At 56.2% G+C, this 15,902-nt stretch carries 14 protein-coding genes; 9 read left to right on the plus strand and 5 right to left on the minus strand.

Annotated elements, in window-relative coordinates; translation table 11 throughout:
- Window positions 1-43 precede the first annotated feature (43 nt).
- Window positions 44-2,233, minus strand: coding sequence for a ferric-rhodotorulic acid/ferric-coprogen receptor FhuE (fhuE, locus tag AC2FAJ_RS00365; protein ID WP_088205005.1), 2,190 nt, complete (start codon window positions 2,231-2,233; stop codon window positions 44-46).
- A gap of 340 nt (window positions 2,234-2,573) precedes the next feature.
- On the opposite strand from fhuE, the gene hinT reads away from it, so the two are divergent.
- From hinT to AC2FAJ_RS00405, 8 genes are all read left to right on the plus strand, one after another.
- Window positions 2,574-2,933 carry a purine nucleoside phosphoramidase gene (hinT, locus tag AC2FAJ_RS00370; RefSeq protein ID WP_006809243.1) on the plus strand — a complete coding sequence of 120 codons (360 nt, stop codon included), beginning with the start codon at window positions 2,574-2,576 and terminating at the stop codon, window positions 2,931-2,933.
- A gap of 1 nt (window position 2,934) precedes the next feature.
- Window positions 2,935-3,309, plus strand: coding sequence for a YcfL family putative periplasmic lipoprotein (locus AC2FAJ_RS00375; protein WP_041910507.1), 375 nt, complete (start codon window positions 2,935-2,937; stop codon window positions 3,307-3,309).
- A gap of 13 nt (window positions 3,310-3,322) precedes the next feature.
- Window positions 3,323-3,967, plus strand: a complete 645-nt coding sequence (lpoB, locus tag AC2FAJ_RS00380; RefSeq protein ID WP_485453981.1) for a penicillin-binding protein activator LpoB — start codon at window positions 3,323-3,325, stop codon at window positions 3,965-3,967.
- Window positions 3,948-4,772, plus strand: a complete 825-nt coding sequence (gene thiK / locus AC2FAJ_RS00385; protein ID WP_485453692.1) for a thiamine kinase — start codon at window positions 3,948-3,950, stop codon at window positions 4,770-4,772. Before lpoB ends, thiK begins: the two co-directional genes overlap by 20 nt.
- Before the next feature lie 11 nt (window positions 4,773-4,783).
- On the plus strand, window positions 4,784-5,809 hold the full coding sequence (gene nagZ, locus AC2FAJ_RS00390; RefSeq protein WP_045630221.1) for a beta-N-acetylhexosaminidase: 1,026 nt from the start codon (window positions 4,784-4,786) through the stop codon (window positions 5,807-5,809).
- Between the two features lie 34 nt (window positions 5,810-5,843).
- Window positions 5,844-6,386, plus strand: a complete 543-nt coding sequence (gene ycfP / locus AC2FAJ_RS00395) for an alpha/beta hydrolase YcfP (RefSeq protein WP_485453693.1) — start codon at window positions 5,844-5,846, stop codon at window positions 6,384-6,386.
- Window positions 6,387-6,623: 237 nt separating this feature from the next.
- Window positions 6,624-7,928: an NAD(P)/FAD-dependent oxidoreductase gene (locus tag AC2FAJ_RS00400; RefSeq protein ID WP_485453694.1), complete on the plus strand. Its 1,305-nt coding sequence runs from the start codon at window positions 6,624-6,626 to the stop codon at window positions 7,926-7,928.
- 193 nt (window positions 7,929-8,121) lie between these two features.
- Window positions 8,122-8,661, plus strand: a complete 540-nt coding sequence (locus AC2FAJ_RS00405; RefSeq protein WP_028012731.1) for a glycine zipper 2TM domain-containing protein — start codon at window positions 8,122-8,124, stop codon at window positions 8,659-8,661.
- Between the two features lie 59 nt (window positions 8,662-8,720).
- Here AC2FAJ_RS00405 and comR read toward each other — a convergent pair whose 3' ends face one another.
- Window positions 8,721-9,356, minus strand: coding sequence for a TetR family copper-responsive transcriptional repressor ComR (comR, locus tag AC2FAJ_RS00410; protein WP_028012732.1), 636 nt, complete (start codon window positions 9,354-9,356; stop codon window positions 8,721-8,723).
- A gap of 244 nt (window positions 9,357-9,600) precedes the next feature.
- Here comR and bhsA point away from each other — a divergent pair, with 244 nt between their 5' ends.
- A complete protein-coding gene (gene bhsA / locus AC2FAJ_RS00415; protein WP_023332711.1) occupies window positions 9,601-9,858 on the plus strand; it encodes a multiple stress resistance protein BhsA in 258 nt (85 codons plus the stop codon).
- A gap of 73 nt (window positions 9,859-9,931) precedes the next feature.
- Here bhsA and ldtC read toward each other — a convergent pair whose 3' ends face one another.
- The 3 genes from ldtC to AC2FAJ_RS00430 form a co-directional block, all read right to left on the minus strand.
- Entirely contained in the window at window positions 9,932-10,897 is a 966-nt protein-coding gene (gene ldtC / locus AC2FAJ_RS00420) for a L,D-transpeptidase LdtC (protein ID WP_193050265.1), read from the minus strand.
- 150 nt (window positions 10,898-11,047) lie between these two features.
- Window positions 11,048-14,494: a transcription-repair coupling factor gene (gene mfd, locus AC2FAJ_RS00425; RefSeq protein ID WP_485453695.1), complete on the minus strand. Its 3,447-nt coding sequence runs from the start codon at window positions 14,492-14,494 to the stop codon at window positions 11,048-11,050.
- Window positions 14,495-14,643: 149 nt separating this feature from the next.
- Entirely contained in the window at window positions 14,644-15,717 is a 1,074-nt protein-coding gene (locus AC2FAJ_RS00430; protein ID WP_485453696.1) for an acyltransferase family protein, read from the minus strand.
- Between the last annotated feature and the right edge of the window lie 185 nt (window positions 15,718-15,902).

Genomic DNA, 15,902 nt, shown 5'->3' on the forward strand with positions numbered 1-15,902 from the left:
GAATGGCTGCCTTTTTTATTGCTGTGGTTTGTTGTGCCAACACTCAGAAGTCGTAGCTTGCGCTCACTGAGACGTTCAGCGGTGCGCCATAAACCACGTAAGAGCCGACGTAATCGTAATACTCTTTGTCGAACAGGTTGTTGACGTTCGCCTGAATAGCAAAATCTTTGGTGACCTGATAGCGGCTGAACAGATTAACCAGTCCGTAGCTGCCTTGCTCTGCGCGGGATTGTCCCGCCGGGCCACCGTCCACATCCGTCCACACTTTGTTCTGCCAGTTTACGCCACCGCCCACCGTCAGCGCCGGCAGCATTGGCAGCTGATAACGGGTAAACAGCTTCATTGTCGTGCGCGGCTGATCGGAACTGACAGCGCTGCCGTTCTTATCTTCCGCAATGTAGCGGGTCGCGCCGAACGTCAGCTGCCAGTTATCGGTCAGGGCGCCGTTTAGCTCGAACTCAATCCCTTTGCTGACCACGCCGTCCAGCGATTCATAAATCGACTCACCGCTCGGCATGTAGGTATAGGTGTTGCTCGCCACGTTATCCTGCTCGATGCGGAAAATCGCCAGCGAGGTGGTCAGACGGGTATTAAACCAGTCTGCTTTAACACCGGCTTCGTAGCTTTTGCCCGTGGTTGGATCGAGATAACGTCCGCTGGCGTCGCGCTTGTCCTGCGGCTGGAAGATGGAGGTATAGCTGACGTAGGTCGACCAGTCTTCGTTGATATCGTAGACCAGGCCCGCGTAAGGCGTTACGTCATCTTCAGTGCTTTCCAGACGGGTGTCAGGAGAGCCCGCCGGGTTATAGCGAATGTTGTAGTTGGTGTAGCGCGCACCAAGGATCAGGTGCAGCGGGTCAGCCAGCGAGAAGCGGGCGGACGTGTACGCTGAGGACTGGCGAATGTCGTCCTGGCTGTAGAGCTTCCACGGCGTCCACTGCGGATCGGCGATATTTCCGTTCCAGTTTTTGAAATTCCCCACGTCCACCATGCCGTACAGCGCATCCGGCATTCTGTTGTCATAGTGGTTGCGCTGTCGGCTGAAGCTGCCGCCAAACATCATCTCATGCTGGCGGCCGAAAAGATCGAAGCCGCCGCGCAGGAAGGCATCAACCGCATCCTGTTTGCGTTCACCTCTGTTCCAGCCGCCGTAGCCAACCATGCCCGCCCCGGTCTCTTTTTCCGGATAGCCGGACATATACATCAGCTTGCTGTCGAAGTTGGTCTCCGCGTGCATGCCGTTGACGTGCGCTTCCCAGCCGTTGTCGAAACGCTGGGTCAGGTTAGCGAAGATGCGGGTGCTATCCTTGTCTGAATAGGCCCAGTCAGGCGCAACGGTCTGGCTGCGATTGTAGTCGGTTTTACTCCCGTCGCTGTACCAGGTCGGCAATCCGCCCCAGGTCGGATCGGCGGTGTGGCTTTCCTGATATTCATACCCTACAGAGAGGGTGGTGCTGTCGGTGACGTCCGCATCCACCACGCCGTAGAGGAACTTCTTCCGGTAGTGGTAGTTATCCACGAAGCTGTCGTTGTCCTGATAGCCCGTAATCAGGCGTCCCCGTACCTTCCCGGACTCTACCAGCGGTGCCTGGAGATCCAGCACGTAGCGCTGCTTGTCCCAGCTGCCGTAGCTGGCCGAGACATTGCCTTTGAACTCATTGCTGTCCGCATGCTTACGCACCATATTGACGTACGCCGCCGGGTTACCGGTGCCGGACATCAGCCCGGTCGCGCCGCGAACCACTTCGATACGGTCGTAAATCGCGGTATCGGCGGCGGTGTCGCCGAAGTTCCACACTTCGCTGATGGAGGTTGGCAGGTCGTCAAAGGCGTAGTTACTGACGAAAAATCCGCGCGAGTAAAATACGGTACGATCGCTGTCCTGCACCTGCGCTGTTACGCCCGTGGTGTTAGTCAACACCTGGCCGATAGACTGAAGGTTCTGATCCGCCATGCGCTGTTGGCTAATGACGCTAACGGACTGTGGGATATCACGGGGAACCAGCAACAGCTTTGTGCCGGTGGTGGTGGTTTTTACGCTGTAATCCCGGTCCTGACTTGCGGAAGGATCCTGCGTATTGTCAAAACCTCCATCCACGACGACGGTGTCTTCGGTTGCTGATGCAGCGAAAGCGGTGGCTGGCGTCAATGCCATAGCAATACAGGCTGCCAGCAACGAAGGCGTTGCGACAGGCTGACGTTGCCCATCCCTGGTATGATCAATGAAAGACATTATCAAACCCTTATGAACGGTGAAGAGTGTTTGCGTCAGTCCCACAAATACGGTCTGACGTCGTTTTCTATGTTAAAAATGCGCATGAAAATGCAAATGCGAAATATACGCATTGCCATTAATGCTGTAAACAGATGTGTCGTGCGAAACTGAAATAATGTTTCAGCCCGTTAAGCCACGCGAGCGGTCACTCTTCAGTCAGCTGATGAATATTCAGCAAAGAATTCGGGGGAGAAGGTTGAAAGGACAGGAGAAACTCGCTCATACTCTTGAATTGTGTCACACAGTCCTCCAGAGAGTGTGTTAACAGCGGACGCACCTAACAAAAAAGGAAAAGGTCATGGCTGAAGAAACGATTTTCAGTAAAATTATTCGCCGCGAAATCCCGTCGGATATCGTCTATCAGGATGAACTGGTAACGGCTTTCCGGGACATTTCCCCTCAGGCACCGACACACATCCTTATCATTCCTAATATTCTGATTCCGACCGTAAACGACGTAAAAACCGAGCACGAAGTGGCGTTAGGTCGTATGCTGACGGTGGCGGCGAAAATTGCCGAGCAGGAAGGCATAGCGGAAGACGGTTATCGTCTGATCATGAACTGTAATCGTCATGGCGGCCAGGAAGTTTATCATATTCACATGCATCTGCTGGGTGGACGTCCGCTGGGACCGATGCTGGCTCACAAAGGTCTGTAACATGTTTAAAGGGCGTATTGCAGCGCTGGTAATGACGATGATGGTTGTAGGGTGCAGCACGCGTCCGGCGATCCCCGTCAGCGATGAACAGACGCTGGTGATGGAATCCTCCGTGCTGGCTGCGGGCATCACGGCGCAACAGCCCGCACTGACCATCAGTGAAATTAAATCTTCTGCCTCCTCTACGCTCTATAACGAAAGAAATGAACCGGTGACGGTCCACTACCGTTTTTTCTGGTATGACGTAAGAGGTCTTGAGATGCACCCGCTGGAGGCACCGCGCAGCGTCACTCTTCCGGCAAGGTCGTCGGTAACGCTCTATGACAGCGCCAGCTATCTGGGTGCGCATAAGGTGAGACTTTATCTTTATCTCTAAGGGGTGAACCTTGATTAAAAATATGAGCCGTTATGCGCTCGTGACCGCATTCGCGCTGTTCCTCGCAGGGTGTGTGACCCGTACAGAACAGCCAGCACCTGTGGAAGAGGCAAAGCCGGGTACCGAGCAGCCGACACCGCCAACGCAGACCCAGCCAACCGTGCCGTCTGTACCGTCTATTCCGTCACAGCCTGGCCCGATTGAACATCAGGACCAGACGTCACAACCTGCGCCGCGCGTGCGCCATTACGACTGGAACGGTGCGATGCAGCCGATGGTCGTTAAAATGCTGCAGGCTCAGGGCGTGACGGCAGGCAGCGTGCTGCTGGTCGATAGCGTGAACAACCGTACCAACGGTTCGCTGAACGCGGGCGAAGCGACAGAAACGCTGCGCAATGCGCTGGCAAACAACGGTAAGTTTACGCTGGTCTCTGCTCAGCAGCTCGCGTTAGCCAAACAGCAGCTGGGCCTGTCGCCGCAGGATAGCCTCGGCACCCGCAGCAAGGCGATTGGCATTGCCCGCAACGTTGGCGCCCAGTATGTGCTGTACTCTAATGCGACCGGTAACGTGAATACCCCAGCCCTGCAGATGCAGCTGATGCTGGTTCAGACAGGCGAAATTATCTGGTCAGGTAAAGGTGCGGTTACGCAACAATGACACCACGCGTGAAGAGATTCTGACGCGTTATTTTCCACAGTACCGCCTTATCGCGCCGCAGGCCCACTCCGGGCTTAGCGGCGCGAGTTGCATTATAGCGCGGGGCGCGCACCGTCTGGTCTTGCGGCAGAACCACGATCCCTTCGCCCCGGCTTTCCAGTTTCGCCGTCAGTTTCGCGCCCTCAAACGCCTTCCGTCGGATCTCGTGCCTGAACCCCGATTTTTCAGCAAGGGCTGGATGGCCGTCGACTATCTGGAGGGGGAGGTGAAAAGCGCGCTGCCGGACACCCCAGCGCTTGCGGCGATGCTGTATCATCTGCACCAGCAACAGCGTCTGGGGTGGCGAATCGCCTTACTTCCACTGCTGGAAAACTACTGGCAACAAGCCTCTCCAGCAAGACGTACCCCAGTGTGGCTTGCGCATTTCAAACGGCTGCGTAAAGCGGGCGAGCCGCAACCGATTCGGCTCTCGCCGTTACATATGGATGTGCACGCCGGGAACATCGTGCATACGCCACAGGGCGCCAGGCTTATCGACTGGGAATATGCCGGAGACGGCGATGTGGCGCTGGAGCTGGCCGCGGTCTGGACGGAAAGTGCAGCCGCGCGGCAGAAACTCATCAGAGAGTATGCCAGCGTTGCGCACTTTAACGCCGATGCGCTGGCACGCCAGGTGAGACGCTGGCGGCCCTGGGTCATCATGCTGATGGCGGGCTGGTTTGAGATGCGTTTGCAGCAGTCCCGAGATAAACAATTTATTGCGCTGGCAGACGATGCCTGGCGCCAGTTACAAACGAAAGGATAAGAGAGGTGAGTGTGGGTCCAGTCATGTTGGATGTAGAAGGGTTTGAGCTGGATGCGGAGGAGCGTGAAATTCTGGCGCATCCGCTGGTGGGCGGCCTGATCCTGTTTACCCGCAACTATCACGATCCGGCGCAACTGCGTGAACTGGTGCGCCAGATCCGCGCCGCGTCGCGCAATCATCTGGTGGTGGCCGTCGATCAGGAAGGCGGCCGCGTGCAGCGTTTTCGCGACGGTTTTACCCGCCTGCCGGCAGCCCAGTCTTTCGCCGCGCTGCTCGGCACGGAAGAGGGTGGGAAACTGGCGCAGGAAGCCGGCTGGCTGATGGCCAGCGAAATGATTGCCATGGATATCGACATCAGCTTTGCCCCGGTGCTGGATGTGGGCCATATCAGCGCCGCGATTGGCGAGCGCTCCTACCATGAAGATCCGCGTATTGCGCTGGAAATGGCGACCCGGTTTATCGACGGGATGCACGATGCGGGAATGAAAACCACCGGGAAACACTTCCCGGGCCACGGGGCGGTGACGGCAGATTCCCACAAAGAGACCCCGCGCGACCCGCGTCCGGAAGCGGAAATTCGCGCCAAAGATATGTCGGTGTTCCGCTCGCTTATCACCGATAACAAGCTGGACGCCATTATGCCCGCGCACGTGATTTACAGCGACGTTGATCCGCGTCCTGCCAGCGGCTCCCCGCACTGGCTGAAAACCGTTCTGCGCCAGGAGCTGGGTTTCAACGGCGTCATTTTCTCCGACGATCTGTCGATGGAAGGGGCGGCAATCATGGGCAGCTATGCTGAGCGCGGCCAGGCCTCGCTGGATGCAGGTTGCGATATGATCCTTGTCTGCAATAATCGTAAAGGTGCCGTTAGCGTGTTGGATAACCTGTCACCGATCAATGCAGAGCGTGTTACGCATTTGTATCATAAAGGTTCATTTAGCCGTCAGGAGCTGATGGATTCGGCGCGCTGGAAGTCGGTCAACGCCCGGCTTGAAGACCTGAATGAGCGCTGGCAGGCACATAAAGCCAGCCTGTAAATCCTCCCGGAAGGCGTAGCGTGGTGAGAAGACAATGATCATCTATTTACACGGTTTTGACTCAAACAGTCCTGGTAATCATGAGAAGGTGCTACAGCTGCAGTTTATCGATCCCGATGTACGGCTGATTAGCTACAGTACGCGCCATCCGAAGCATGATATGCAGCATCTGCTCAAAGAGGTGGACAAGATGCTGCAGCTTAACGTCGACGATCGCCCGTTGATTTGCGGCGTGGGGCTGGGCGGCTACTGGGCGGAGCGGATTGGCTTCCTGTGCGACATCCGCCAGGTGGTCTTCAATCCTAACCTTTTCCCGAATGAGGACATGGAAGGCAAAATTGACCGCCCGGAAGAGTATGTCGATATTGCGACCAAGTGCGTGAGCAACTTCCGTGAGAAAAACCGCGATCGCTGTCTGGTGATCCTCTCGCGTAATGATGAAGCACTGAACAGCCATCGGGCCGCAGAGCTGCTGCATCACTATTACGAGATCGTCTGGGACGAAGAGCAGACCCACAAGTTCAAGAACATCTCCCCGCACCTCCAGCGCATCAAAGCCTTTAAAACGCTGGGCTAAACCACAGCCTGCCACTTCAGAAACCCGGTCGCGAACGCGCACCGGGTTTCTTTTTGTCCAGAATTGTCTACTTTTAAGCCATCAAAACTTGATGCATATCAATTTTGGTATGACCAATGCGCCTGACGTGTTATTCTCAATGCACCTGAATGGTTTCAGTGCTGTAACCTGTTGTTAATTAAGGGTTATTTTCATAACTTTTAATTAACAATTGGTTAATAATTTGAGGGGGTCACGTTGACTACGCCATTGAAAAAGATAGTGATTGTAGGCGGTGGTGCTGGCGGGCTGGAGCTGGCCACACAGTTGGGCAAGAAGCTGGGGCGCGGTAAAAAAGCCAAAATCACGCTGGTGGATCGTAACCACAGCCACCTGTGGAAACCGCTGCTGCACGAAGTGGCGACCGGCTCACTGGATGAGGGCGTGGACGCGCTGAGCTATCTGGCGCACGCGCGCAACCATCATTTCCAGTTCCAGCTGGGCTCGGTGGTTGACATCAACCGTGAGAACAAAACCATTACCCTGGCCGAGCTGCGTGATGAAAAAGGCGAGCTGCTGGTCCCCGAGCGCAAGCTGGCGTATGACACGCTGGTGATGGCGCTCGGCAGTACCTCCAACGACTTCAACACGCCGGGCGTTAAAGAGCACTGTATCTTCCTCGATAACCCGCACCAGGCGCGTCGTTTCCATCAGGAAATGCTGAACCTGTTCCTGAAGTACACCAGCAATCTGGGTGCGAATGGCAAGGTTAACATTGCCATTGTCGGCGGCGGCGCGACGGGCGTTGAGCTGTCCGCAGAGCTGCACAATGCGGTTAAACAGCTGCACAGCTACGGTTACAAAGGGTTAACTAACGAAGCGCTGAACGTGACGCTGGTTGAAGCGGGTGAGCGTATTCTGCCTGCGCTGCCTCCGCGCATTTCCGGCGCAGCGCACAATGAACTGACGAAACTGGGCGTGCGCGTCCTGACGCAGACCATGGTGACCAGCGCTGACGAAGGTGGACTGCACACCAAAGACGGCGAGTACATTAAAGCGGATCTGATGGTCTGGGCGGCAGGTATCAAAGCGCCTGACTTTATGAAAGATATCGGTGGTCTGGAGACGAACCGCATTAACCAACTGGTCACCGAGCCGACGCTGCAAACCACGCGCGACCCTGAAATCTTCGCTATTGGTGACTGTGCTTCCTGCGCGCGTCCTGAAGGGGGCTTCGTGCCGCCGCGCGCTCAGGCCGCTCACCAGATGGCAAGCCTGGTGCAGCACAACATCCTCGCGCAGTACAAAGGCAAGCCAATGAAGGCGTATGTCTATAAAGACCACGGTTCGCTGGTATCGCTGTCAAACTTCTCTACCGTCGGTAGCCTGATGGGTAACCTGATGCGTGGCTCGATGATGGTGGAAGGGCGCATTGCACGCTTCGTGTATATCTCCCTGTACCGTATGCACCAGATCGCGCTGCACGGCTACTTTAAAACGGGCCTGATGATGCTGGTGGGCAGAATCAACCGCGTCATTCGTCCACGTCTGAAGCTGCACTAATCTTTCACTCCCTCCGGGCCCTCCGGAGGGATTTTTTAGCATATCATGCTGCTCGTCGTGGATTAGGTGCCTAAGAGTTCTCCTAAACGCGATATATCTCTCCCCGATGTCCACTTTTTGATCCTTTGTCTTATTGGCGAAGCCGCGCCTCCATAGCAGAATTGTTACCAATAGCAACAAAGGAGGAAGTCCCGTGAATAAATCAATGTTGGCGGGTATAGGGATCGGCGTCGCAGCTGCGTTAGGTGTGGCTGCTGTTGCCAGTCTCAACGTTTTAGATCGCGGCCCGCAGTATGCGCAGGTGGTTTCTGCAACGCCTATTAAAGAAACCGTAAAAACCCCACGTCAGGAGTGCCGTAACGTCTCCGTAACCCACCGTCGTCCGGTACAGGATGAAAACCGTATTGCCGGCTCTGTTCTGGGTGCGGTAGCGGGTGGGGTGATTGGTCACCAGTTTGGCGGTGGTCGGGGTAAAGATGTCGCGACCGTGGTCGGCGCGCTGGGTGGCGGCTATGCCGGTAACCAGGTGCAGGGCGCAATGCAGGATAACGATACTTACACCACGACCCAGCAGCGCTGTAAAACCGTCTATGACAAGTCGGAAAAAATGCTGGGCTATGACGTGACCTACAAAATTGGCGATCAGCAGGGCAAAATCCGCATGGATAAAGACCCGGGCACCCAAATTCCACTGGATGGAAACGGCCAGCTGGTACTGAATAACAAAGCGTAAAAAAGATGTTCTCTGAACTTAGCTCCTCAAGCGCTCAGGCTGAGGAGCTTTTTTTTGCGTCAGATTTTGAGCAGTTCAGGCCACAGGCGCAGCGTGGTGTCGGAAATGTTCTGCAGTTTTTCCAGCGTCGCCCCTTCACGGGCGCTGATCGACATTCCCTGTAAAATACAGCTCAGGTATTGCGCCAGCATCTGAGGCTGGCAGTGTGCGGGAATTTCACCGCGCTGCTGGCGCTGAGCCAGAAATGCGCTGAGCGTCTCCTCCTGCATCGCATGACGCGATTTCACCGTATTGGCGATCTCTTTTGATGCTGCCGCCAGGGTGGCAGAGGTGTTAATCATAAAGCAGCCCGCGGGCGTCTCTTTACTGGTGAAGCAGGTGGCAACGGCAGTAAAGTAATCCCGTAGCGCCTGTTCTACACTTTTCTCTTCACAAAATAGCTGGGCTTCGTGTTTCGCCGCAAAGCGCGAAATGTACCTGTCCAGCACCGCCCTGAACAGCCCCTCTTTATTGGTAAATTCAGCATAAAGCGTCGGCGCTTTAGCTCCGGTGGCTTCTACCAGATCGGAAAGCGAGGTCGCTTCATACCCATGTTGCCAGAAGAGAGTCATGGCCTTATCAAGCGCTGCATCCCTGTCAAACACTTTTGGTCGGCCACGGCTTTTCTTCACACAACTCGTGACGTCGGTTGTCATTTGCCGTTGGTCCTCTGTTGGTTTGTTGAATGACCATTATAAAAATAAATGCAACCCACCACCAGTGCAGAATGCATAAAAATAAATTAATCATATATGTATGAAAAATAACAATTTTAAAATTTAATTAATGCTCGTTATAAAAATGTGTTGACGCGTGAGCTGGATCACATTTATCATTTACCTATCGATCGTTAACTAAATAGCTAACGACCAAAAAATTCATCTGCCAAAGGTAAACATTATGAAAAACGTAAAAACCCTCATCGCTGCTGCTGTACTGAGTTCACTCTCTTTCGCAAGCTTTGCTGCTGTACAGGTACAATCCACTCCAGCCGATCAGCATAAAGTCGGGACGATCTCTGCATCTGCCGGGACTAACTTGGGCTCTCTGGAAGATCAGCTGGCACAAAAAGCGGAAGCAATGGGTGCAAAATCTTACCGCATCACCTCTGTGACCGGTCCTAACACCCTGCACGGCACCGCTGTCATCTACAAATAAGCCGGGCATAAACCCTCATTTATGCCACTGCAATAAAAAACGCCCTGCTTAGCAGGGCGTTTTACTTTCCGTCTTACATGGACTGCTGGATAACATCGTGATGCCGGGTGACGTCGGTCGGCATGCCTGACCGCGCTTCCATCGCGCGCTCCATCACCAGGCTATCGGTATTCGCATTCGTTTTGAAGCTCACCATCGTGGCATTCAGGTTAATGGGTAACGTCTGGGGATCGTCGCCGATATTTTTTGATAGCGGCTGGTGAATCTCAACCAGCCGCACGCCGCCTGGCTCTTCAGAGACCTTAATCGGCGTATTGATAATATTCACCTTCGTTCCCGGCGTAACGACGTTAAACAGCGTTTTGATATCGTCATCGCGCAGACGAATGCAGCCGGAGCTGACGCGCATGCCGATGCCAAAATCCGCGTTCGTACCGTGCAGCAGGTACACACCGCCATATGCGGCAAGGCGGATCGCGTGATGACCCATCGGGTTATCCGGGCCTGCCGGAACCACGGCAGGAAGATCGATGCCCTGGGCCTTATAGCGGGCGCGAATGTTGGCCGTCGGCGTCCAGGTTGGGTTGGCGCGTTTATCCGAGACGGTGGTGACCATCGTCGGCGTCAGCGTATCGCCGCCCAGTTGACCAATACCGATAGGGTAGACGGTAACCTCATTTTTACCCGGCGGGTAATAGTACAAACGCAACTCCGCCAGGTTGATCACGATCCCCTCCCGCGGGGCATCCGGCAGGATAGTCTGTAACGGAATGGTCAGTACGCTGCCCGCGCGCGGGACGTACGGATCGACGCCGGGGTTCGCCTGCAGCAGGGCCAGAAAACCGACGTTATATTTTTTGGCTATCGCTTCCAGTGAGCCACCATTGTTTTCAACCACATGAAAACGGTTTTCACCCACCACCTTGCTGCCGGGCGGGGGAAGGGGCCAGGTGTTTGCCCGCGCAGGAAGCGCAACCGCGACGGTGGCTGCCAGCGCAAACAGGGTTATCCAGCGGGTAAAACGCGAAGAGGTCATCATCACCATAATCCATGTAAATGATAAGGTTATTGTTTTATAAGGGGTTAAAGATAATTATGGCGAATGGGTGTGTCGGGAAGATCGGGTGAAGTGCAAAGAGTTTGTAAATTGTCCCCCCGCCAGCACTGCGCTAACGGGGGGGAAGGGAGGTCAGGCGATCGCGTTCTCTTCCAGCTGACGCATAAAGTTACGCACCCAGTCCATGCGCGTTTTGCGCTCCGTCAGCTCCTGGGTAAATTTCAGTCGCGTCGGGCCATCAAGACGGAAGTGCTGCGGCTGTTTTTGCAGCAGGCCGATCAGCCACATCGGGTTGACGTGGTTCTTCTCGGCAAATTCAATGACGCCGCCTTTTTCGTTGCCCTCAAGCTTGCGAATGCCCAGCTTCTGCGCCTGCTGGCGCAGGCGCGCGATATCCAGCAGGTTACGCGCAGCATCTGGCAGCAGGCCGAAGCGGTCGATCAGCTCCACTTTAATCTCTTCCAGCTCGTTATCATTCTTCGCGCTGGCGATGCGCTTGTAGAACGACAGGCGGGTATTCACGTCCGGAATGAAATCGTCCGGCAGCAAGGAAGGCATTCGCAGCTCGACCTCAGTTTGCTGGCTGGTCAAATCTTCCAGAGACGGCTCGCGCCCGGCCTTCAGGGCATCAACCGCGTTTTCCAGCAGCTCCATATAGAGCGAGAAGCCGATGGTCTCCATGGAGCCGCTCTGGTCCTCACCCAGGAGTTCACCTGCGCCGCGGATCTCCAGGTCGTGCGTGGCCAGCGCGAAGCCTGCGCCGAGGTCTTCCAGCGAGGCGATAGCTTCCAGGCGCTTTTGCGCGTCGGTGGTCATCGCTTTCGGATGCGGTGTCAGCAGCCAGGCGTAAGCCTGATGGTGCGAACGTCCGACGCGGCCGCGCAGCTGGTGAAGCTGCGCCAGACCAAAGTGATCCGCACGTTCAATGATGATGGTGTTCGCCGTCGGAATGTCGATCCCGGTTTCGATGATGGTGGTGCACACCAGCACGTTAAAGCGCTGGTGGTGGAAGTCGTTCATCACCCGTTCCAGCTCGCGCTCGCGCATCTGTCCGTGACCGATAGCAACACGCGCCTCCGGCACCAGCTCCGCCAGCCTGTCGGCCGCTTTCTGGATGTTTTCCACGTCGTTATACAGATAATAGACCTGACCCCCGCGCAGTACTTCACGCAGAATGGCCTCACGCACCACCAGATTATCGTATTCGCGGACGAAGGTTTTCACCGCCAGACGGCGCGCCGGCGGCGTGGCGATAATCGACAGATCGCGCATGCCGCTCATCGCCATGTTCAGCGTGCGCGGGATCGGCGTGGCGGTCAGGGTCAGGATGTCGACGTCCGCGCGCATCGCTTTGATGCGCTCTTTATGGCGCACCCCGAAGCGGTGCTCTTCGTCGACGATCAGCAGCCCCAAATCTTTCCACTTCACGTCGCTTTGCAGCAGCTTATGGGTACCGATCAGAATGTCAATTTTGCCTTCGCTGGCCTGCTCCAGGATCTGCGTCTGCTCTTTGGTGCTGCGAAAACGCGACAGCATCTCGATGCGTACCGGCCAGTTGGCGAAACGGTCCCGGAAGTTGTCGAAGTGCTGCTGGGCGAGCAGGGTGGTCGGCACCAGCACCGCCACCTGCTTGTTGTTTTCCACCGCAAGGAAGGCGGCGCGCATTGCCACTTCGGTTTTGCCGAAGCCGACGTCGCCGCAGACTAAGCGGTCCATTGCCAGCGGCTGGCACATGTCGCTCAGCACGGCATTAATGGCCTGAGCCTGATCCGGCGTAGTTTCAAACGGGAAGCTGTCGCAGAACAGCTGGTACTGTTCTTTGTCGTGCTTAAAGGCGAAGCCCTCTTTGGCCGCGCGCTGGGCGTAGATATCCAGCAGTTCGGCCGCCACGTCGCGCACTTTTTCCGCCGCTTTCTGGCGTGCACGCGCCCAGGCGTCGCCGCCCAGCTTGTGCAGCGGCGCATTTTCCTCCGCGCCGCCCGCATAGCGGCTGATCAGGTGCAGCGACGAGACCGGTACATAGAGTTTGGCGTCGTTGGCGTAGGTCAGCATCAGGTATTCACCTTTGATACCGCCCGCTTCCAGCGTGGTCATCCCCTGATAGCGGCCAACGCCGTGCTCCAGGTGAACAATCGGCTGGCCTGGATGCAGCTCGGCCAGGTTGCGGATCAGCGTGTCCGGGTTGATGGTCCGACGGCTGTCCTGACGGCGGCGCGCGACGCGCTCGCCCAGCAGGTCGCTTTCGCAAATCAGCGCCAGGTTATTGAGCGTATCAATGAACCCGTGCTCGGCGGCGCCGATCATCAGATAACGACCGTTTCCGGTCGCTTCGCTCAGACGCAGGATGCGCTTCGGCGCCACCTTAATGCGTCCCAGCAGCTCACCCAAAGCTTCGCGTCGGCCTTCACTCTCAACGGAGAACACCACCGGGCCGGTAAAGGACTCCAGGAACTTGCGCAGATTATCCAGCGGCGATTTCTGCTGAGCCTGAACGGCCAGCTCCGGCAGCGTGCGGAAGGCGAGGTTGGTGTTGGCGGCCTTATCGGCAAGCGAATCGGTTTTCAGCTGCATGCGCGGCCAGCGCTTCAGCTCGGCGTTGAGTTCGTCGGTGCGCAGCCACAGCGCTTCCGGCGGCAGGAGCGGACGCATCGGGTCAACGCCCCGGTTTTCGAAGCGTGCGCGGGTTTCGCTTTCAAAGCGGCTGGCGCTGGCGTCGATATCGCCGGTGTTCACAATCAGCGTATTCGCCGGGAAGTAGCTGAACAGGGCGGGCAGCGGCTCGCTGAAGAACAGCGGCTGCCAGTATTCGATTCCGGCCGGGAGCGTACCTTTGCTGACCTGCTGATAGATATGTTCTGCATCACGCTTTACGTCGAACCTGTCGCGCCACTGGCTGCGGAACAGCTCGATGGCGGTTTTGTCCGTCGGGAACTCGTGGGCAGGCAGTAAATTGATGGATTCCACCTCTTCCAGCGTGCGCTGGGTGTCGGCATCGAACACGCGCAGGCTGTCGATTTCATCATCAAAGAAATCCAGACGATACGGCTGGTCGCTGCCCATCGGGTAAAGGTCGAGCAGCGCGCCGCGGGTGGCATATTCCCCGTGCTCCATGACCTGATCGACATGGCGATATCCTGCACCGTCAAGCTGGTCTCGCAGGGTGTCGCGAGACAGGCGCTGGCCTTTTTTCATCACCAGCGCGTGGCCGTGCAGATAGCTGTGCGGGCAGACGCGCTGCATCAGGGTATTCACCGGCACAATCAGCACGCCGCGCTGCATGGTCGGGAGTTGATATAGCGTCGACAGGCGCGAGGAGATGATCTCCTGATGCGGGGAGAAACTGTCATACGGCAGCGTTTCCCAGTCGGCCAGGCTGAACACCAGGCTATCGGTGAACTGGCGGATTTCATCGTGCAGGCGCAGGGCGTTTTGCATATCCGGGGCAACCAGCACCACCGGGCCAGGGTGCCGCTCAGCGATTTCTGCCACCAGCGTGGCGCAGGCCGCGCCCGTGAGTTCACCCAGCTGGCGCTGGTCGCCCGCTTTGACGGGCAAGGAATAACGATAGTGTTCAGGCATGGCTATGTCAGAGTCTCTTATGGATATACCAACAGTATTGGGGCATATCACTGATACGCAATGTCTTTATTATCCTCGATCGTTTTACATAAGCAAATTGTAACCGCACGGCAGGGCTAAACGCCCCCAAAACGGGGGCGGAGAGGGCATTAACGGGTGGCAGGTGACAGGCTCCGCGCAGACGGAGGAGAGAAGAAAAGGTCCCCGAACAGCGCGGTGGAAATTTTACGCACCCCGAGTCCGGCAAGGGTACAGATAAGCAGGCTGGCAAACGGGTAGATCAGTATTAAGCACAGCTCTGCCCAGACCGGCCAGTAAGCGGCATTCATCTCGCCAATCAGGATCAGGCTGAAGGCCTCAATTAAGATGCGGTGGGTGGTATAGATCGCAATGGTGTTTGAGCCAATCACGTTCAGCAGGTTGTTGGGATGTACGGCATAACGCTGCTCAAGGCTGTAGAACAGCTTCATGATCAACACGATCGACAGCAGAGAAAGCAGGAGAGGAACGTTAGCAAACCACAGCACCACGGAGACGGCCGCGAAAGCGCCAGTAGCCAGCCAGGTGCGGCGAAGGTTGAAGCTTTTCATCCACGCCATCAGCTCGGCGCCATACCACGCCCCCAGGCTGTAGTAGATCATGTTGCGTACCACGCTGTTCATTCCCCACCACGGCAGCGGCAGGAAGTTGATCGTGATGCTCGCCAGCGCAAGCAGTCCGAGTACCGGCAGCTTCCAGCGGCTCAGCAGTTTACACAGCGTGAAGTAGACCACCAGAGCATACAGATACCACAGGCTGGTGCTGGCGGTGAGCATGCCCCGCACAAATCCTGCCAGGGAATCGGCGTAGGCCGCGTTCGACGAGGTGGCAAGCTCGCGATCGGGCGCCAGCCAGGCGTTCAGGTGGGTCAGCGCCTGCCATTGCAGGATCCCCCACAGCGCCAGAACCCAGACAATGCTCCAGATCCGCTTGTCGAGGCTGGTGCGCCAGTCTACCTCATCAATATAACGACGGATCAGATAGCCGGAGATAAAGAAGAAAACCGGCATCCGGAACGGGGCGAGATAGAGGTTAAAATAGACCCAGCATTTGGCGAGGAGACCGGAGAGCGGATGCTGTAGCCCGCTGAGATGAGGATAAAAGGTGATGACCGAGTGGTAAATCACCACCAGACAGATGCACAGCCCTTTTATCTGATTAATCCATAATGCTTTTTGTTTCATTGGTAACCCATACCAGTTTTGCCATAAACGTAGGGGCAATTGTTCTAAAACGACAGAGAGATGTAACGGGTAACTGTCTGTATCGGGACGTTTTTCGGAAAAGGTGGAGACTATCCAGAGGGGAAATGGAAAGTACCACCCTGATTTATCTGAGTTTTTCGGAAAAATGATTACCAAAGCTTACG

Source organism: Enterobacter cloacae complex sp. 385G4 (assembly GCF_057320665.1).